Source organism: Sphingobacterium sp. UBA7253 (assembly GCF_002472745.1).
In the GTDB taxonomy this organism is placed as follows: domain Bacteria; phylum Bacteroidota; class Bacteroidia; order Sphingobacteriales; family Sphingobacteriaceae; genus Sphingobacterium; species Sphingobacterium siyangense.
This window is the reverse complement of record NZ_DKSP01000244.1, coordinates 33226-53678: the sequence shown is the minus strand read 5'-3', so window position 1 is coordinate 53678 and position 20453 is coordinate 33226. Positions and strand designations below refer to the sequence as shown.

Below are 20453 nucleotides of genomic sequence, written 5' to 3'. Positions count from 1 at the left end.
CAATGCAATATTGCTGCCAACCAATGTATTGTTCAAAATCTGCTGTTCCAGCGACATAGCTTGACTGCACACTCACGCGCTTACTTCCCAAATCTACACTCCCGCCATCCCAGATATAATTATCACTCACACTGAAACAAAAATCAGGCACATAGGTTGCTTTAAATTTCCACTTATTCCAGGCTTCTTGTGTTGTCACTTTCCCCGCTTTCATTTCGGCATCTGTCGCGATATGTATTGGCGTATCGCTGACTTTTGATTTTTCGAAACGGTCCAGAATAGGTTTCTGCAGTACATCAGCCGCATTTGTCAATTCACCTGTCGCCCAAACAACAAAGTTCTTCGGAACAGATATCTCAAATTGATAATCGTTGAAACCATTGTAGAATTCTTGTCGGCCATTATGTTCCAGAAGATCCCAACCATTATAATCGTCGTATACAGACACACGCGGATAAGCGTAAGCACAATAAAAGGTGGAAGCATTCAACAGCCCTTCACGGTCGCTTTCGACAGATAACGGATATTCCCAGCTAATGTCCAATGTTGCAGTCCTTCCCGGAAGGATTTTCTGCCCAAAATCACCTAACTTCACCGTTCCCCAGTCCTTGCTGTTTACGTCGTAAACTTGACCATTCAGTTTAAACGATTTAATCTTTAGGCCCGAAGTCAGGTAGTCGTCCGAAGCGTATGCAGCACGTACCGCATTAGGTTTGTGCACATTGTTCACAAATCGGATAGCCAAGCGTTTCAATGTATCGGGACTATTGTTTGTGTACAGAATAGTCTCTGTTCCACTCACCATCTTTGTAGCCGGATCCAATTGCACCCGCACATCATACTTACCAAAATTCTGCCAATAGTTTTTCCCTGGTAGACCCGTTTTGGTACGGGTTCCCTTCTCGATCGCTTGCTGAATATTTCTTGGGGTATACAGTTCTTGCGCATGAGCTACCCCTGTCAATAAAAGCAAAGTCAATCCATAATTAAATATAGTGCGTCCTATCATATCCTAGTTTAAATAATCAAACTAAGATAAATTTGCTGTGATTTGCAAGTTTAATTCTCCTGCTTCGCAAGAAAAATAAACTTCTTCAACACAATACCACATTTGCATTTGTTCAGAGATCAAAAAAAGACAGGCTCCGAGTACTTGAGAAAACATTTTATTTTTTTTGACGTTTAGTTTTAAGATAGACCCGAATGTATGCATCAACTTTTACGTTTTAACGATTTCTTCCGACATGCTTTTTTAGGAATACTTTTAATTTCAATCCCTACGCTGCTCGCTGCCCAAACCGATGCAAAAACAGACTCTCTTGCACAGTACAAACATCAGCGTGACTCGGCCTTGGCCAGTCAATACGATATATCGGATCTAATCGGAAGAATAATCCATCCCAAACGAAAAAAGGAACATGCGAGTAAACGCTCTCCCATCACCTTAATGCCCAACATTGCCTACAACCCAACCATTGGTGGTCAGATCGGAATCAAGGCTGTCGCGGGGAAAGTATTGGGTGACCCCAAAACAACGACCATGTCGATCGCAGCGACATCCGCCTCAATCACCACAAAAAACATCATGGTCTTCTATATTAGCCATAATATCTTTACCCCCAACAATAAACTAAATTTTCAGGGCGCTTTTGCACTTGTCAAAATGGTCGCTTTAGATGCGGGTTTGGGCATGACTCCCCATGGAAAATGGAACAATGCCGATGAAGAGATCCTTGCCAACCCCGACCATAAGAAATACGGAGCAAAATATAACGCGTTTACATTTAATGAAAAAGTCTATAAACGTATCGCCGACGGACTATTTGTTGGAGCCGGATTGGCGTTTGACTTACGACGAAAAATAACCAGCAGCGGCCCCAATGGCAACATTACTCCCAATACCATCTACACCGAAAAACATGGCTTCGAGCCCGACAGTTATAATTCCAATGGACTATTGCTCAATATGCAATACATGACAAGAGACAACCCCAATAGGCCTTACAAGGGTATCTATTCGGATATCGGTGTGCGATGGAACACAACGCTGTTGGGCAGTAGCAAAAGTGCTGTACAGCTTACCACCGACTTTCGAAAATACTTTAGTTTATCTCAGTCCGACCCGGCTCATGTACTTGCCTTCTGGTATTGGGGCTCCTATAAACTCGGTGGTACACTCCCCTATTTTGATCTCCCCGGAACGGGAAGAGACGTAGCCGTCAGAAGCGGCCGCGGTTACACCATTGGTTATTTCAAAGGAATTTCTTTCGGTTATGCCGAAACAGAATACCGCTTCCCAATTTTAAAGAATCGCTTTTTGAGCGGAGCTGCTTTTTTTAACCTACAGACTGCCAGCGACGAACTGGGCACCAAACTTTTTGAAAGGTGGCAACCTGGGGGTGGTGCCGGATTACGGGTACTCTTTAACAAAGCAACACGCACAAATCTATGTCTGGACTATGCCTTTGGAAAATATGGTTCCCGTGGTTTCTTTTTGGGGCTGAATGAAGCTTTCTAATTCCAGATTGCGACAGCTTTGTTTGCCATAAAATAACTAAATTAGCCGATGTTGTTGCTCTTTCTATTCACGAAGAGTGACTGAATTGGCATTGACGATATTTCATCATGAATTTAAAAACCTTTTTTCTATACATTGTATTATTATCAGCTCTTGTTTCCTGTCATCAGACAAAGACGTCAAAAACAACGAAAAATGACGAACAAAAGAAAGAACAGGTAGTCCCTCCTGCATCACCACCACTCCCATCGGATACTTCGAGCTACGATAGCCCGCGTTTTGCAGACAGAATAAAGGAACAAGCGCAGCAGTTAATGAAAATGAACGACGCCGGCCTCTTCGATAAACTGCACCAGAAGTTAACGACAACACTAAGTGCAGACCAGAAAGATTATTTTCTTGGGCATCCTAACTTGGCTGTTTTAGCGATCGCGAAAGGGAATATCTTCGAAAATGGCCCCGGTGACCTTGGGTATACGGTATACAACAAAGGTAATCATCCCATCGAGATCACCTTATTCGATCATAAAAGCAATACATACAACACACTGTATAAAGAGTTAAAAGTTGTCAATACCCTTCAAAATTTGGATTGTTCATCCAGCTTTGGATCGCTCGATTATCTCGTTGCTTCCGAACTGATTGATCAAGAGGATTATATTCGATTAAACAATTCAAATTACCTGATTGACGACAATTCCTTTGATGTGACCGATATTTCGACGAACAAAAACTTTGATTTGCAGCAGGGATGTCTGAACAAAAAATTCTCAAAAGAAGCCATGGCCAACAGTCTTTGTGTACCGACCAGCTCCGTATATGCGAATTTTCAATGCCTAAAATACAATAAGAAAAAGCAGATTTTTGAAATTTATTTCAGTCAGGAATTTGCAGACTAAGCCGACCAAACCTTAACGATGAAAAGATATTACCTACTTGCTACCCTTGGTTTATGTAGCAAATTATATGCGCAGGAAGTGGATACTACGACTAATCGGCTAGAACAAGTCGAAGTTAAAGCCTACTTCAATAAACAACCGCTATTGCGATTGACATCTTCTGCGGCTGTGTTAAGCAGCCAAATGATCCAATCCCAGCAGTCGCCCTCCTTTGTTTCAGCAATGAACAGGGTGCCGGGTTTACGCATGGAAGAACGTTCCCCTGGGAGTTACCGGCTAGCACTCCGTGGGAGTATGGTCCGTTCACCTTTTGGTGTTCGCAATGTCAAAATATATCTGGACGACTTTCCTTTTACTGACGCAGGCGGGAACACCTACCTTAACTTGATAGATCCATCCGCAATAGGGCAGATAAATGTATTGAAAGGTCCAGATGGATCGATCTATGGGGCCAATTCAGGCGGTGTACTCTCCTTTTATAGTAAAGGATTTGATCGATCTGACAAACCTGAAGTCAACCTCCAATTAACGGGGGGCTCCTACGGTCTTTTCCAGGAACAGTTCAATGCAATATTACCCATCAACCAGACTCAGCAACTTGCTATCAATCAAAGTTGGACAAGAAGTGACGGTTATCGCCAGAATTCAGCCTTAAACAAAAAGAATATCCAACTCAATTACAATTGGCAATATGCAAAAACATCCGAATTAAAATTCACCGGTTTCTATTCGGATCTCGGTTACCAAACTCCGGGAGGGCTCACCGCAGCACAAATGGAGAGCGACCGCAGGCAGGCCCGGCCTAAGGGCGGACCAAATCCTGGTGCTGCTGAACAAAAAGCAGCAATCTACGATAAAACATTCTTTGGTGGACTGAGCAACCAGACGCATCTCAGTTCTAAGATGACCTTATTCGCCAGTGTATTTGGCTCATCCAATCAGATCAAAAATCCCTTCATCACCAATTACGAGAAAAGAGATGAAAAGAATTTAGGAACGCGCCTGTATTTATCTTATGTGGATTTGTTGAGCCAAGATTTAAAATATGAAGTCCAACTGGGCTTGGAAGCGCAAAAGGGTTGGTATGCTATTGACAATTATGACAACGCCCAAGGTGTCGCTACCGATCCTCAGGCCAAGGACAAATTGGAAAACAGTCAGCAATCATTTTTTGCACGCACCCAACTGGAATGGCTAGAGCGTCTCCAGGTAGAGCTGTCGCTCGGATTAAATGAGAATAAAATTGGCTACCAGCAACGTTATCCTGTCGCACAAGAAAACAAAGAAAATATTGATTTCGGGAGTACATGGATGCCACGAGCAGCACTATCCTATTTGATCACTCCAATGCTTGCACTTAGAGCATCGATTTCTAAAGGTTTCTCTGCACCAACTGTTGCTGAAGTCCGTTCGTCAGACAATACAATTAATACGATGCTGAAACCAGAAACAGGTACAAACCATGAATTTGGGCTTCGTTGGCATTTGTGGAATCGCCGGATTATTTTAGATGCAGCGGCCTACACTTATCAAATGAACAATGCCATCATCCGACAGGTACGGGATAATGGTGCTGAATATTTTCAAAATGCGGGTAAAATAAACCAAAAGGGATTGGAAGCATCGCTATTCATGTATTTGATCAGGCCTCAAACAACCGGTACGGTCCGTAGCCTACAGCTGACCAGTAATTTTTCCCTCAATGACTACAGTTTCAAAACCTATCAGGTAGGCGACAAAAACTATAAGAACAATAAACTTCCTGCGGTTCCTAAAACGGTATGGGTAAATTCGTTGAATATACTTTTCCCGGATGAATTCCAGTTGGATCTTCTTTCCAATTTAACAGCAGCAATACCACTGGATGACGCAAACACTGTTTATGCCAAACGGTATCATCTTTTACAAGGCAAATTATCCTGGAGCAAATCTGTCTGTTCACAGCATAAAATTAGATTTTTTGTTGGGGCCGACAATCTACTCAATGAAAAATATAGTCTTGGAAACGATATCAATGCCTTTGGAGGACGGTATTTTAATCCTGCCCCTTTACGTAATTATTATGGCGGAATGAGTTTTAATTTTTAACCAAGCATTATGGACTTCCATCAGTATACATTGACCGATATCGATTTCACCAAGGTGAGCCGTTATTCTTATTTTCCTTGGATGGACCTGACACTGGCCCATTTTCAGGTCAATGCGATGGAAATGGAGGTCAATCAGGCAACTTTTCAGGTACTGGAGAATTATACCGATTTTGAAGTGATGATCATCCATACGTTGCCCACAACAGCCGTCTTTTGCAATTGTCCACAAACAGGATTCTGCCGTCATCAAAAGGCGGCTTTAGGTAAACTATTTACACAGGAGAATTGGCTGGCATTTTTTGATCACAACCGCTATCAGCATCTACTCAAGAAGGTTGCGGCACAATATGGACTGGAAAAGGAATCGTCTTTAGAAAACTATTTTTCAGCCCAGATCAAAGCAGGGAAGCTGGAGTTTCTATTAAAAGACAAACAGCTAACCTCCATTGATGACTTTGATCTAGTGGAGGAATCTCTTGCCCCAAAGGCCAAGACGACAGCCGAAAAGCAGCAGCATTTTGTGGTGTTAACGCGCAACCGGTATTACAAAAATCTACAAATACTCCTGTGCCAAGCTCCAATGACGAAATCCGGCCTACCTAAAAACCCGATTTCCGCCAGTGAGAGCCAGTCACGTATCTGGCAAAGCAGCTCGATTGAGGAAATGCAATTTTACACCGCTGTTTACCAATTTTCTCAAGCTGTACTACAGGATATCGAAATCAGCTCCAGTCTGAAGGCGGTTGCAAAAAACCCATTACACCTCGATTTTTATCTGCATGACTATGAAAAATCCGACAATATAACAGCCTCCACCTTATCGACTGTTCAATTTAACCTAAACAAAGGTGATATTAAGCTCTTTATTTCAAAAAAAGGTGCGTTTTATACCATTCAAGGAGAAATTCATATTCATACGATAGCCTACAATTTACAGGATTTAGTCGTTCTTTTGGACCATTTCATTCTCATCAAAAATCAGCTTTTTCTGATTGAAAATAGGTTTCACCTCAAGTTGATCCGTTTGTTTGGCAACAAAGGTGAGCAATTGTTGATCCATCAGCGTAAGTTCGAAGAATTCAACAGGTTGTTTTTGGAACAGATAGCACATTCCGTGGAGTTAAATTTTAAAGATATTCCCAAAGCAAGCAAGCCACAGTTGAAGGAAAATCTGTATTATCAGGACATGCAGCCACTTTTGTTTCTCGAAGAATCGGAAGATTTTGTCAACCTTATTCCTGTCATGCGTTATGGTGAGGTCGAAATTCCTATTTTAAGTAAGCGGAATATATTTGGTACAGACAGCAAGGGTACACAATTTTTGGTCGATCGGAAACGTGAAGCTGAAACAAAAGTTATTTCCCTGTTACTGAAGCAGCATCCCTATTTTCAGGAGCAAATGGATGAAGGAAGCTTTCAGCATTTTTATTTGCATCGCAAATACTTTCTGGACAGTAACTGGTTTCTGGATGCTTTTGAGGAGTGGCAACATCAGGGTATACAGATCATCGGATTTAATACGTTACGTGGAAATAAATTAAGCCGTTTTAAGGGAAAAATACATGTGGAGGTCCTCAGTGGACAAAATTGGTTCAACGCCAATATACAGGTCAAATTTGGCCCCAAAAGTGTCTCCCTAAAAAAACTTGAAAAGGCAGTACGGAACCGCTCGCAATTCATCACCTTGGATGACGGCACCCAGGGCATTTTACCGCAACAGTGGCTCGATAAATTTGAAGCCTATTTTAATGCAGCAGAATCGATAGCTGATGATTTCATTGAAATTCCAAAATACAAATTCAATGAAATCGATCAACTATTTGATCAGGCGGAGCTAGACCCTATCGTGTTGGCGGAGCTCAGCACGTTGAGAAAGCAGCTCGCTAATTTTTCTTCGCTATCCGAGGTCCAGATACCACCAACTTTTGTCGGAAACTTACGCCCTTATCAGCAACAAGGGCTACAATGGCTGCATTTCTTGGATGGGCTTAATTTTGGTGGCTGTCTTGCCGATGACATGGGACTTGGCAAAACGATCCAAATATTAGCCTTTCTGGCTACTCAAAAAGCAAAGGGACAATCTGCACCAACATTACTTGTACTTCCCACGACCTTAATTTTTAATTGGCGGCATGAAATCCAGCAATTCCTTCCATCTTTCCAAACGTTGGTTTTAGATGGTCCAAATAGAATAGAAAAAGGGATGCAGTTTGAACAATATGACCTTGTTTTAGTTTCTTATCACAACCTGCTGACGGATATTAATACGCTAAAAAAAATAACCTTCAATTATGTCATATTGGACGAATCGCAGCAAATCAAAAACCCGGATTCCCAGCGATACAAAACGGTAAATTTATTAAAATCAAGAAATCGCATTATTTTAACAGGAACTCCTATCGAGAATAATACGATGGATCTTTATGCCCAGCTTTCCTTTATTGTGCCGGGTCTACTAGGAAGCAAAAAATATTTCAAAGATGTCTATACGACTCCTATTGATGCTTTCCATGACCGCAAGAGAAAAAAAATGCTGAAAGAGAAAATAAAGCCTTTCATTCTCCGTAGAACAAAACAGGATGTATTACGTGATCTTCCTACAAAAAATGAACTGGTCCTTTACTGTGAGATGAAAACTGCCCAACGGCGAATTTATGATCTTTATGAAAAAGAGTTTCGAGATTTTATCTCTGCCAAAGATGGCGATGAAATCAAGAAAAGCCCCATGCATGTCCTAAAAGGTCTAACAAAATTGCGACAGATATGTAATTCAAGCAAACTGCTCCAAAATGAGGATCTGACTAGCGCTGCGGACTCTGCCAAAATTGAAATGCTTATCGAGCAAATTCAGCATAAAAAAGACCAGCACAAAATGATCGTGTTTTCACAGTTTGTCAGTATGCTCAACCTGATTAAAGAGGCTTTGGATAAACAGGGTATTCGCGCGTTAATGCTCACAGGCCAATCCAAAAATCGAGGTAAATTGGTTAGTGATTTTCAATCCGACAAGGATATCCCCGTTTTTCTGGTTAGTCTAAAAGCCGGTGGTACCGGACTTAATCTTACCGCAGCCGATGTCGTGTACCTGGTAGACCCCTGGTGGAATCCTGCTGTTGAACAACAGGCGATCGATAGGATCTATCGCATGGGGCAACAAAAGACGGTCACCGCAGTCCGATTAATCAGCCCTAACACGGTCGAAGATAAAATTCAGACCTTACAGCAACATAAAAAGGAGATTAGCAACAGTATTCTGGATGACGGCGGAAGTTTAGATGTCTTTTATCTCAACAAAAGCTATTTAATGAATTTGCTACGCTAAACTATTGAAATCAAAAAAGGGGACATCGATCGATGTCCCCTTTTTTGATATAATTCGTTTTCAGCTGCTCTTTACTTTTTGTCAGAAATGTACGTTTTATTACCATTTCCGTTGATATAATATTTGCCACCTTTTGGACCGAGATAAACTGTATGTTCATTATATTTTTCACTTTTTGGTTTATCAGCTGTAGCTACGGCATCCTTTTTCACAGCAGCGGCTTGTTTTTCAGCTTTAGCACTTTCTTTTTTCACGGCTTTTTCCTTCGCTTCCACTGGTGCTGCTGGCGCTGTTTTTGTATCAGCCACCTTTTTCGTCTGCGCTGACTTTTCCTTGACTGCAGCTTCCTTCTTCGCAGTAGCTTTCACCGGCACTGCCTTCGTTTTCGTTTCGGCCTCGTTGGCTTTAGTCTTTACTTCTTTTGCTTTTTGTTCAGACTTTTTGGCTTCTTTTTCCATTTTTTTAGGAGCCGTTTGTGCATAGGATTGTCCCAATCCCACTGCAGCGATCAAAGCTAATGCAGCTGTGATTTTTTTGAAACGATTTATTGCTCTCATAACTCAATTGTTATTTAAATAATTGTAAATAAAAGTACAATACAAATGCCGTATTTCGATTTAATTACCTGAAAAAATAATTTTAACAAATTTTTAACCTAGCCAAGGAATTATTCGACAACTTGTTTTCTAAATTTCGAATCAATTACATATTTTACCCCCTTCGCATCTATAAATACAGGCTTTCCATGGTAGTGCTCATTACTGCGTCGATCAATGGCAACACGATACCGGGTGGCGGAGCTAGTGGAGCTGTAGGTTATATTGCCAACCGATTCTCCAGGGCTCACGATTACTTCCGAACCTTCATATACGCGCTCACTCACCCTGCCGTTAAAACGCTGTTTTCCCGTTGACGTTTTTATTTTCTCCTGCTGCTCGGGCTCTTTATCGATCGGCGCAACGTCCAAGGTCATCACATCGACCTGTGGGCTTAAAGGGAAGAATGGATCTACCCACCGATATACAAAATGATAATCGGTTTCTAAGTTATTAAAAGCATGCATTTGCTGTGCCCTTACAACACTTATCCCACCTCCTAAAATCAGCAATGGCAGTAGGCAACGTCTAAAGAAGATTAATTCAACTCTTAACATATCTTTTTTTCCTTTCGTTTAAGTGCTTCCAAATAAAATGCCATCTCTCTCTAAAGCACTCATCTTTAACACATTTTTAACTAAAATAAATTAGTTTGATATTTAACTGTTTTATGTTTAACTTTGTGCTATGAAAAACGAATCCATGAATCCAGTAAAACCCTTAGTGGATAGTATCATTGCTTTGCGAACGAGCTTAAAACAATACTATATCCAGAAAATAAAGGAACAGCAATTGGATATCACCTATGAAATGTTACAAGTATTGGCAGCACTGTGGAAGAAGGAGCAAATGAATCAGCAAGATATAGCCACAGCAATACAGAAGAACAAAGCAAGTGTCACTCCGCTGATCGATAATCTTTGTAAACGGGATCTGGTTAGACGCGTCAGCGATCCCAATGACAGACGAAATAATTTAATCGAATTAACGGTAAAGGGAGACGAATATAGGACATTATTAGATCCTGTCCAGCAAGACCTCTACCGTGTGATCCTGCAGGAGATATCAGAAAAAAAAGTATTGGAAATTACAGAAACTCTCGAAAAATTGACCGCAATTATTGATAAGCAATCGTATCGGGAGCCTTGATTTTCAGAAAAAAAGAAGATAAGTAATTGAGTCATGAGCAATTCAACATTAAGTGAGAAAGAAATAAAACGAAGGCGGAAGATATGGATCATCAACATCCTATCTGCAGTCGTCATTGTGGTTACAATTATCTGGGGTATCTTAGTCTTTTTCCACATCAACGAATCTGTTTATACAGATGATGCCCAGGTAGATGCCCATATTACCCCTATAAATTCGCGTATCAGCGGTTATATCAAAACAATTCGATTTGATGAGCATCAAAAAGTTCACAAAGGCGATACACTCGTCATTATTGATGATGCTGAGTACAGAATTTTATTACAAAATGCACAAGCCACTCTTGCCGATGCCAAAGCAAGTAAAACAATATCGCAATCTGGAATTGCCATTGCCGGCAACAGTACTGCGATAGCAAATGCCAATATCGATGAGATGAGAGCCCGGCTAGATAATATGGAATTGAATTATAGGCGTTACCAGAGTCTCGTGAAAGATGAAGCAGTAACGCAATATCAATTCGATCAGGTAAAAGCAGATTATGAGGCCATGTTAGCCAAATATAAGGCACTTTTGGCGCAAGAGCGTGTATCGAAACTTAACACACATGAGTCTGAACAGAAGCTGTCAATCAATGATGCCTCCTTACTAAAGGCCGAATCTGCGATTGATCTAGCCAAGTTAAACCTTTCGTATACGGTTATCACTGCACCGTACGACGGTGTATTGGGACGGCGGACGATAGAAGAGGGCCAATTGGTGCAAAACGGTACGCCATTGGTCAATATTGTACGTGATGAGCAGAAATGGATTACCGCAAATTATACCGAAAGTCAACTAAAAAATATTGCCCTCGGGGCAAAAGTCAACATTGAAATTGATGCATTGGCCGGGAAGACATTTGAAGGTGAAGTAGCCGCCATATCCGAAGCAACAGGATCTAAGTATTCTGCTGTTCCGGTTGACAATTCTACGGGGAACTTTGTTAAGGTACAACAGCGCATTCCGGTTAGAATTAATTTTACAGCATCCAATACCCCAAAAGATCTCGCCATGCTTCGCGTAGGTATGAATGCTATCATACGTATTAAATAATCATGAAAGATCGTATATTCAGAGATTGGTTGAGTTCAGGTTGGGAATTGTTCTTTCTGTTTGTACTCAATATTTTATTTTCGTTCAATAATGGAATCCCAACATCCATTAACACGTATGTCATGAATGGATACGCCGGTATCACCGCAGATCTGAGTATGGCTACATATTGTTATTATGCGGGAATGGTATGTGCCATACCACTGGTATTTAGGTTGTTGAAATTATTTTCCAAAAAGACGATATTAATTGTATCTATCTTCATTATCCTCGCTTCCAATGCGGTTTTGGAACATGCTAATAATGGTGTCAACATCTGTATGGCCACATTTTTTATTGGGAGTGCCAAGATTATTGTCACGATGGCTATCATTGGGGAAATGATCCCTTTTCTCATGCCACGTGGAGAACGATATCAATTATATGCAGTCTACTACCCCATGACAATGATCATTCCTGCCTTGGCAAGTTATGTATCTGTTCTATTTGCAACGCGTTTCTATTGGGAAACTGTCTTTTTATTTCAAAATATACTACTTGCAGTAGCGTTGTTAATCTGCATCATCTTTATGAAATCGTCAGATTTTAAAAAGGTACCTCTTTATCAATATGACTGGTTTGGAAGTATTTTACTTTGTATTTCATTATTGAATTTTGCCTATTTCAGCACATATGGTCTGACACAAAATTGGTTTCATTCCAGGTTTATTTTGGTCACCGGAATCGCATCGCTCTGTTTTTTTATACTTTTTATAAATAGAAGTGTACTAATCCGAAAATCACTCTTAAATTTTGAAGCCTTTTCAACACGGATTCTGCCTATCTCCATTGGAACAATTTTTATTTTCGGCATTTTTTATAGCTCGACCTCGCTGTACTCCTCCCTTTTGGGAATTACGCTTGGTACAAACCCCTTGGAAGTCGCCGAAATAAATACCTATGTAATTCCTGGTTATATGATCGGCGCAGTAATCGCTTATATTTATTTCAAAATAACAAAAAAATGCAAGTTCATTTTGGCATTCTCCGCAGCGTGTTATGCCCTATCTTGCTTTTTCTTTGCAAGGATTATCGACCAACAAACAAACACGGCTTTGTTCTATCTCCCTTTGACATTAAGAGGAATGGGCGTGATCACTTCCTACATTGGAATAGGCGTATATATGGCCGGTAATATTCCCAGCAAATATTACCTCTCTGGCTTAGTATTTTTGATTCTTACACGTTCATTTTTGGTGCCTGTAGTCTGGTCAAACATCATTACTAATTGGTATTACCACCTACAGATCCTTAATGCCAATAATCTTGCTGGTATAATCGATCGAACAAATAGCTTGGTGCTACAAAGAGGAAATATAATGAAATCGGTCCAAGTCCAAGCCTCGCTACTATCCATACGCGACGCCTACTCCGGGCTATTTATTATCGGGGTAATCCTAACGTTATTCATCTTAATCTTCCCTTTTCATTCTTCGCCTATACGAAGAGTTTTCGACTGGAAGAGAAAAAATGCAACGAAAGAAGCTTTGCAAATTCCCATTTCTTAGTTAACTGATATAAATTTCGGTTATATACTTGAATACGATACGCTCAGAGATTGCGTACTTATCGAAAAGTGTACGGAGATCGTCATAGAGCGTTTTGTTTTCAGCCTGCTCTTTGGGAAAATAAGATGATGAACGTACTCTTCCCAAAAACGACCGAAGGTCCAATATCTGTTGATTTGGTAAGGTTACCTTGGTCATTGAACGTGATCCAAAAAATTGTTTGAGATCATCATCACTGATATTTTTGTGACTGACAGATTGATAACTTGGTATATGACTGAGCAGAAAATCTTCGTACTCCTGTTGAAAAGCATCGCCGGGATCACGCTGGTTCCAGACCAGTACAATACGTCCATTTTCTGTGAGAATGCGAGCGAACTCCCTCTTACATGCTTCCCGGTCAAACCAATGAAACGATTGCCCTGCAAAAATGAGATCTACGCATCCAGACTCAATAGATGTATCTTCGGCAGTCGCATTCAGCGCGATTAAATTCCGATAGGTTTTAAAATGATGCAGTAAAGATTCACGCATTTCCCGATTGGGTTCAACAGCAAAAACGTCATTCCCATTTTCGAGAAAAAGTTGCGTAGATAGCCCTGTACCACTACCGATATCGGCAACCAACCATTTTTTATCCAGCCCTATTTGTTCTTTAAGCACCTGAATAATCTCTTTTGGGTAACATGGTCTAAATTTCTCGTAATCGACAACCCTGTCCGTGAATCTATCAATACTGTTTTTGTTCATAATAAGAATTGCTGTAACTAGTCGATTATACCTTCATCTTTAAAACTATAATATCCGTTATCGGTAAAGATTAAATGATCGGCAACTCTAATATCCATAATTTTAGAGGCTTCAACAATTTTTTGCGTCAGAATTTTGTCAGCATTGCTTGGATACAAGGTGCCCGAGGGATGGTTATGAACTAATATAATTGCATGTGCTTTAAGGCTAAGTGCAGATCGTAATATAATCCTGACATCAACTGGCGTAAAATCATTACCGCCGCGTCCGATCAGTTGTTTGTCTAATATTTTATACCCCGTATTGAGATACAGCGTCCAAAACTCTTCATGGGGCAGATCCTGAAGTATGGGTTTCATAAAGTTGTAAACGAAGCGGCTGCTATTTACGAGCTTACGCTGTTCTACGGGCAGGTCGTTTTTCCGGCGTGCGAGCTCCAATGCGGCAAGAATAGCGATAGCTTTTGCCTCGCCTATCCCTTTATACATGCTCAGTTCTGAAACCTCCATCATCGAAAGCGTCTGCAGGTTGTTATTGACATCGGCCAATATGCGCCGGCATAATTCAACAGCACTTTCATTTTTGGAACCAGACCCGATTAAAATAGCCAGTAATTCGGCGTCGGTAAGCGCCCTACGGCCCTGGCTCAATAGTTTCTCTCTCGGACGATCGGCCTCTGCCCACTCCCGAATGACTAGTTTGTACGGATTTGACATCTACAGTTAATTATAATTGGCTAGCGTACATAAATATACAAAAATACTGTTACTTAATATCCTGAGAAATACACAATCTATCAATTAAAAAAAATTGGCAATCGGGATTTACTTCACATTTCACTCTGAAACGTTATCTTTGTATTTCATAAAAATTTTTGAATATGAGTAAAGCGATTATTAAAACAGAAAAAGGCGACATGACTGTGGAGTTCTACACAGCTGATGCTCCAAATACAGTAGCCAATTTTATCAAACTTGCTAAATCAGGATATTATGATGGATTGGCATTTCACCGTGTAATCCCTGATTTCGTTATCCAAGGTGGATGTCCAAATTCACGTGAAGGAGCTGCAGGAATCCCTGGAACGGGTGGCCCTGGTTATAAAATTGACTGTGAATTAACAGGCGAAAACCAATACCACGATAGAGGTGTATTGTCTATGGCTCATGCAGGCCGTAATACTGGTGGTTCTCAATTTTTCATCTGTCATAGCCGTAACAACACTGCTCACTTAGATCGTAACCATACTTGTTTTGGAAAAGTTATCGAAAACGTAGACATTGTTGACGATATCAGACAAGGTGACCGTATTTTATCAATTGAAGTTATCGAAGATTAATTCTTGGAGATTTAAATAGTATTAAAATGAATTTAAGAGCATTAGTATCCGTAACTGGTAAACCAGGATTGTTCAAATTGGTTGGACAAAATAAAGGTGGTTTTATTTTAGAAACCCTTGATCAGGCAAAAATTAAAACGGTAGTAAGTTTATCTTCTACAAAAATGGCGACTTTGGAAGATATCACCATCTATGGTGAAGAAGAAGAAATTCGTCTATTGAATATTTTTGAAACAATCAAAGAGAAAGGCATCGCTCTGCCAGATACAAAATCTGATGGCGCAACATTAAGAGATTTCTTCCGTGAAGTAGCTCCTGGCCATGATGAATCACGTGTTTATTCTTCGGATATTAAAAAGGTTATCACATGGTATAACATTATCAAGGAATTCCCTTTATTTGAAGAAGAAGCACCTGCTCCTTTAATGTAAACTTTTACATATATCCCAAATAAAAAAGGAGTTGATCATGTGATCAACTCCTTTTTTATGGTGTTTTCTAATGAAACACGACATCAAGTACATTTTTTTCGATGCTGTTTTGATCTTTGGCCGCGTCAAGTTTAGCATGGGCTTTTGTAACCTCAAATTCTTTGGGTTCAAATTGCTTTTCGACGACAGCTGTGGTTGTAAAGCGCAATAGGGAATTTTCATCTTCATTGAGATAGGCATCAATTTCAAGAATCCCTTCGTTTTCATCAAACACATAGGGGTGCAGCAGATTGATTCCCTTCGGGATCCGTGGGCTCTTCCAAACGACAAATTTAGGGAGCGTTTTATCCATTGCATCAATTTTATTGTAAATGGCCTGCTGACAGGTAATTCCGGCAATTACTTTTGTTTTTCCGGTCTTATCGATCATATACTCTTTGGGATTTATTCGTATCTGCACTTTCGCCAATCCATTAAGTTTCCCTTCTGGATAGTTCAGTCCTACATTGATAGTCTCGTTGCCACTATTTGCTAAAAAAGCCTCGCCTGAACCTTTGCTATAATTCACATAATTTTCCAGGCGGTACGTCAGGCCCGCAGCATCAGATTTCGCTTGTTGTTGATCAAATTTAATTTCCATCTTACGTAAAGGGGCAAGCATCAGCTCCATACGCTGCAGGGGATTTTCAATATCAAAGCTATCTTTCTTCATTTGTTCCGCCTGGGGTAGCGTGGATATTGCCTTCCACAATGCAGCAGGTGAACTATCTTTGGTCAGATTCATCAACCTGATTAGTTCAGCAAAAGGCATATTGGGAAAAGTAACTTTTTGTACGATTACCGCAGCATTGATCCGTTTAGAAGAGCGGATATCCGTTGTTGTATTTGATTCTTCATGTAGTTTAACCTCTTTGGGTGTAGAGGATTGACAATTGTGAAAAAGAAGTACTATGCCTAATAATGGGAAAATTAAGGCGTACTTTTTTAGATATTTTTTCATATCTATAGTTGTTTAAATGTAGTATAGACAAATTTACCTTATTTGATGCAGATATCACAAAAAAAGCCCCAGAATTTATATCCGGAGCTTCTTTTATCTTACGCTAGCACATAGGCTATTCGCATTAATTAATGACCTTTTGGTTCGGCATCGATACGTTTAATATCTGCTCCTAATTTACGCAAGCGTTCTTCGATATCTTGATAGCCACGTTCAATCTGTTCGATATTGTGGATCACAGATTTTCCTTTGGCAGATAGCGCTGCAATCAATAAAGACACCCCGGCACGAATATCTGGCGAAGTCATCTCAATACCTCTCAGGTGGTGTGATTTATTCAGTCCAATAACGGTTGCGCGGTGCGGATCGCACAAGATAATCTGCGCCCCCATATCGATCAATTTGTCGACGAAGAACAAACGGCTCTCGAACATTTTTTGGTGGATCAATACGTTTCCTTTTGCCTGAGTCGCCACAACAAGTACTATACTTAATAGATCGGGCGTAAAACCTGGCCAAGGTGCATCTGAAATTGTCAGGATAGATCCATCGATAAATGTATCGATTTCATACGATTCTTGCGCCGGAATAAAAATATCATCACCACGTAATTCAAACTTGATGCCTAAGCGCGAAAATACAGATGGAATAACGCCAAGTTCTTCGAAACAGACATCTTTAATGGTGATTTCTGAACCTGTCATTGCTGCAAGTCCGATGAAAGAACCTATTTCAATCATATCAGGCAACATGCGGTGTGAAGTTCCCCCCAGACGCTCTACTCCTTCGATGGTCAACAAATTAGATCCAATACCGGATATTTTAGCCCCCATGCGATTCAACATCTTACATAGTTGTTGTAAATACGGCTCACAAGCAGCGTTGTATATCGTTGTTGTCCCTTTTGCCAATACAGCAGCCATCACGATATTCGCCGTACCCGTTACAGAAGCTTCGTCCAAAAGGATATAACTTCCTTTTAACTCCGTTGCATCAACGTTAAAAAAATGGGTAGTCGCATCGTACACAAACTTAGCACCCAATTTTTCAAAACCCAAAAAGTGTGTATCTAATCGTCTACGGCCGATTTTATCACCCCCCGGTTTCGGAATAGCGGCTTTTCCGAATCGAGCCAACAAAGGACCGACAATCATGATAGAGCCACGCAATCCACCACCTTTTTCTTTAAATTCAGGTGACTGGAAATAGTCTATATTTATATCTTTAGCTTCAAAAACGTATGTGTCCTTATCTATGCGATCAATTTTAACACCTAAAGCAGCCAATAGATCGATCAACTTATTGACATCCTTAATATCTGGGATATTACTGATGGTCATAGGTTCTTCTGTCAGTAAAACTGCAGAAAGAATCTGTAAGGCCTCATTTTTTGCTCCTTGAGGAATAATCTCTCCCTTTAACGGTTTTCCACCGATTATTTCAAATGCGTTCATTTATATATAAGTGATATCTTCTTAGTATCTTATCCCGGTTCTTGTATTAGCCTTGGGATATTTAGCCTTCCGCCTAACATACCGGGATCGGAGACCAAAGAACCTTGTTTTTTTATAAAACAGCGCGATTCTTAAAAAAAGAAGGCAATTGTAAAGAAATCTGTTAATCACTTCGCAATTGCCTGCTTCTTTAAACAAAATCTTTAAGAACTAGCCTCGTTTATTATTATAATTACCCTGCGGCTTTCTGTTTCTGTTATTGTTGTTATTGTTGTCCCTACCGTAGCTGTTGTTATTATTATCCCTACTGTAGCTGTTATTATTGCTTCCGTAGTTATTGCGCTTCGTATTATTGTTGTTGTTACTTGTCATACGAGGCTTGCCTCCACCTTTCGACTGGTGACCGGAATTATTATTATTGTTATTGTTATTATTTCCGCCTGAGTTACTGTTAGCCGGACCTTTAACGCGATTTCCCGGAGGCGGAGTTTTAAAGTCAAGTTTGGTCAATACAGTACCTTCTGGTAAGGTCAATTGATAACCTGACAACTCTTTGAGATCCTGGATGATCAACTCGTCCGAAACAGAATCCTTATTCCAGGTCAGGTAAGCCATTTTCATAAAATTGGCGATACCGATAACCATCTGCTCTCTTTTAGCCTCGTCATTAGCCAATAAAGCCTTTTCAATCATTTTCTCTACGGTAAAACCATAGTGCTTGAATCTAATGGAATGCTGCGGATAGCCCAAATGCTCAACTTCGTGTTTCACACTTTTCGCTGTAGCAATTGGATAAGGTGAGTCAATATCCAATTTAAAATCAGAGATAATCTGTAGGTGATCCCACAGTTTATGTTTAAAATCAGACACGTCTCTCAAATGTGGGTTCAATACCCCCATCATATCGATTACAATCTGCGCATGTTTATTTCTTTCTTCCTTTGTGGGTAAAGTACAGATGTAATCTACCATATTTTGCACATTGCGACCATATTCTGCAAGGATCAATTTTGGTCTAGTGCTGTTGTAGTCAAAGTTCATATAGCTAATATAAGTACCTAATTAAACGATCAAGATGCCGTTTTGGTATTTTATTATTGAATTATTCTAAGTTTTGCAAATTTAAGCAACAATTGTTTCTGTCCCAACTCTTTAAAGAAAATAGTTGCTTTTATATCTCCTTTGTTTCCTTCGAGATTAACAACTTTCCCAAATCCAAAACGTTCATGTTCAACTTCCATGCCGACTTGAAGATTTGATGTATCTGAAGGAGCAAAACCCGCAGTAGGTTTGTGGGCTTTCGGTAGTATTGATGTCGTTTTAACCATCGGCTTAGGCTTAGGTTTAGAAAACGTATCATCACTATCCTTTTGTTGCCATGCAATTCGTTCGCCTTGAAAACTTCCGGCTGAGGCAGAAGTTTGTCGTGGTTTAAAATCCAATGCAAGACATGCCGGATTCAATTCATCCAAGAAGCGACTGGGTTCGCAGTTATTCAGCGTTCCCCAACGATATCGCGAAGTAGCATACGAAAGTAGTAATTTTTTTTCAGCTCTCGTAACAGCGACATAAAAAAGTCTTCGTTCCTCTTCCAATTCCGACCTGGAATTCAACGACAACTGGGAAGGAAATAGGTTTTCTTCTAAGCCTACAATGAAAACAATCGGAAATTCCAATCCTTTGGAAGAGTGGATGGTCATCAATGATACAGTATCAGCATTTGGATCTTTATCATTATCGTCGTTTGTCAACAGGGCGATATCCTGCATATAGACATCAAGTCCACGCTCTTCGATATCTTCCCGTTCCGAAAATTCCTTGATACCATTGAGGAGTTCCTGGATATTTTCGTAACGCGCCAGCCCCTCTACCGATTTGTCTTCATACAATTCTTTCAGAATACCACAGTGCTGCGCAATATGCATTGCCGTATCAAATGCGTTATTGTTTTTGGCAAGAGCCTGAAAACTCTGTATCATCTGTGCAAAACCACCGACAGAAGTTGCACTGCGTCCGTCTAGAAACTGGGCTGCATTTGCAACAACATCCCATATACGGTATTGATTCTGATCTGCAGCGATCATGATCTTCTCTATCGTCGTATCCCCTATCCCTCTACGTGGATAATTGATAACACGCTTTAGTGCTTCCTCATCATTTGGGTTGAAGGTGAGTCTGAAATACGCGATCAGATCTTTAATTTCTTTCCGTTGATAGAAAGAAGTACCACCGTATATTTTATAGGGGATATTAATTTTGCGCA

At 40.3% G+C, this 20453-nt stretch carries 17 protein-coding genes and 1 pseudogene; 9 read left to right on the top strand and 9 right to left on the bottom strand.

What is annotated here, in order from left to right; genetic code table 11:
• Nucleotides 1–1009 (bottom strand): annotated as a pseudogene (locus tag B2X72_RS25570) (M1 family peptidase); the annotation flags it as partial.
• Nucleotides 1010–1207: 198 nt separating this feature from the next.
• Here B2X72_RS25570 and B2X72_RS25565 point away from each other — a divergent pair.
• The 4 genes from B2X72_RS25565 to B2X72_RS25550 all read left to right on the top strand — a co-directional run bounded on the left by B2X72_RS25565 (nucleotide 1208) and on the right by B2X72_RS25550 (nucleotide 8829).
• Complete coding sequence (locus tag B2X72_RS25565) at nucleotides 1208–2518, top strand: BamA/TamA family outer membrane protein (RefSeq protein ID WP_088162749.1); 1311 nt, start codon at nucleotides 1208–1210, stop codon at nucleotides 2516–2518.
• A gap of 107 nt (nucleotides 2519–2625) precedes the next feature.
• Complete coding sequence (locus B2X72_RS25560; RefSeq protein ID WP_088162750.1) at nucleotides 2626–3417, top strand: hypothetical protein; 792 nt, start codon at nucleotides 2626–2628, stop codon at nucleotides 3415–3417.
• A gap of 18 nt (nucleotides 3418–3435) precedes the next feature.
• Nucleotides 3436–5505: a TonB-dependent receptor gene (locus B2X72_RS25555; protein WP_088162751.1), complete on the top strand. Its 2070-nt coding sequence runs from the start codon at nucleotides 3436–3438 to the stop codon at nucleotides 5503–5505.
• A gap of 9 nt (nucleotides 5506–5514) precedes the next feature.
• Nucleotides 5515–8829, top strand: coding sequence for a DEAD/DEAH box helicase (locus B2X72_RS25550; protein ID WP_286852026.1), 3315 nt, complete (start codon nucleotides 5515–5517; stop codon nucleotides 8827–8829).
• A 71-nt stretch (nucleotides 8830–8900) separates the two neighbouring features.
• Here B2X72_RS25550 and B2X72_RS25545 read toward each other — a convergent pair whose 3' ends face one another.
• The gene (locus tag B2X72_RS25545) at nucleotides 8901–9386 is read right to left on the bottom strand and encodes a hypothetical protein (RefSeq protein WP_145328684.1); all 486 of its coding nucleotides are present in this window, start codon (nucleotides 9384–9386) and stop codon (nucleotides 8901–8903) included.
• Nucleotides 9387–9496: 110 nt separating this feature from the next.
• Nucleotides 9497–9982: a hypothetical protein gene (locus B2X72_RS25540; RefSeq protein ID WP_145328686.1), complete on the bottom strand. Its 486-nt coding sequence runs from the start codon at nucleotides 9980–9982 to the stop codon at nucleotides 9497–9499.
• 130 nt (nucleotides 9983–10112) lie between these two features.
• On the opposite strand from B2X72_RS25540, the gene B2X72_RS25535 reads away from it, so the two are divergent.
• From B2X72_RS25535 to B2X72_RS25525, 3 genes are read left to right on the top strand one after another with little or no spacing between them, the layout of a single operon-like run.
• Entirely contained in the window at nucleotides 10113–10574 is a 462-nt protein-coding gene (locus B2X72_RS25535; RefSeq protein WP_145328688.1) for a MarR family winged helix-turn-helix transcriptional regulator, read from the top strand.
• Nucleotides 10575–10607: 33 nt separating this feature from the next.
• Nucleotides 10608–11669 (top strand): HlyD family secretion protein, encoded by a 1062-nt coding sequence (locus tag B2X72_RS25530; RefSeq protein ID WP_088162756.1) that lies wholly within the window; start codon nucleotides 10608–10610, stop codon nucleotides 11667–11669.
• A 2-nt stretch (nucleotides 11670–11671) separates the two neighbouring features.
• The gene (locus tag B2X72_RS25525; RefSeq protein ID WP_286732870.1) at nucleotides 11672–13216 is read left to right on the top strand and encodes an MFS transporter; all 1545 of its coding nucleotides are present in this window, start codon (nucleotides 11672–11674) and stop codon (nucleotides 13214–13216) included.
• On the opposite strand, the gene B2X72_RS25520 is transcribed toward B2X72_RS25525, so the two are convergent.
• Nucleotides 13217–13966, bottom strand: coding sequence for a class I SAM-dependent methyltransferase (locus B2X72_RS25520; RefSeq protein WP_088162758.1), 750 nt, complete (start codon nucleotides 13964–13966; stop codon nucleotides 13217–13219).
• A gap of 17 nt (nucleotides 13967–13983) precedes the next feature.
• Nucleotides 13984–14682, bottom strand: coding sequence for a RadC family protein (gene radC, locus B2X72_RS25515; protein ID WP_075993971.1), 699 nt, complete (start codon nucleotides 14680–14682; stop codon nucleotides 13984–13986).
• Nucleotides 14683–14846: 164 nt separating this feature from the next.
• On the opposite strand from radC, the gene B2X72_RS25510 reads away from it, so the two are divergent.
• Both B2X72_RS25510 and B2X72_RS25505 read left to right on the top strand, forming a co-directional pair.
• Nucleotides 14847–15305, top strand: coding sequence for a peptidylprolyl isomerase (locus tag B2X72_RS25510; protein ID WP_046671802.1), 459 nt, complete (start codon nucleotides 14847–14849; stop codon nucleotides 15303–15305).
• Nucleotides 15306–15331: 26 nt separating this feature from the next.
• A complete protein-coding gene (locus B2X72_RS25505) occupies nucleotides 15332–15736 on the top strand; it encodes a DUF5606 domain-containing protein (RefSeq protein WP_075993972.1) in 405 nt (134 codons plus the stop codon).
• A gap of 67 nt (nucleotides 15737–15803) precedes the next feature.
• On the opposite strand, the gene B2X72_RS25500 is transcribed toward B2X72_RS25505, so the two are convergent.
• The 4 genes from B2X72_RS25500 to B2X72_RS25485 all read right to left on the bottom strand — a co-directional run.
• A complete protein-coding gene (locus B2X72_RS25500) occupies nucleotides 15804–16736 on the bottom strand; it encodes a hypothetical protein (RefSeq protein WP_075993973.1) in 933 nt (310 codons plus the stop codon).
• Between the two features lie 128 nt (nucleotides 16737–16864).
• Nucleotides 16865–18190 carry a UDP-N-acetylglucosamine 1-carboxyvinyltransferase gene (gene murA, locus B2X72_RS25495; RefSeq protein ID WP_070565984.1) on the bottom strand — a complete coding sequence of 442 codons (1326 nt, stop codon included), beginning with the start codon at nucleotides 18188–18190 and terminating at the stop codon, nucleotides 16865–16867.
• 210 nt (nucleotides 18191–18400) lie between these two features.
• On the bottom strand, nucleotides 18401–19231 hold the full coding sequence (locus tag B2X72_RS25490; protein ID WP_070565986.1) for a DUF4290 domain-containing protein: 831 nt from the start codon (nucleotides 19229–19231) through the stop codon (nucleotides 18401–18403).
• A 53-nt stretch (nucleotides 19232–19284) separates the two neighbouring features.
• Nucleotides 19285–20453, bottom strand: a 1169-nt coding sequence (locus tag B2X72_RS25485) for an ATP-dependent helicase (RefSeq protein ID WP_286852025.1), incomplete at its 5' end; no start/stop codon positions are given.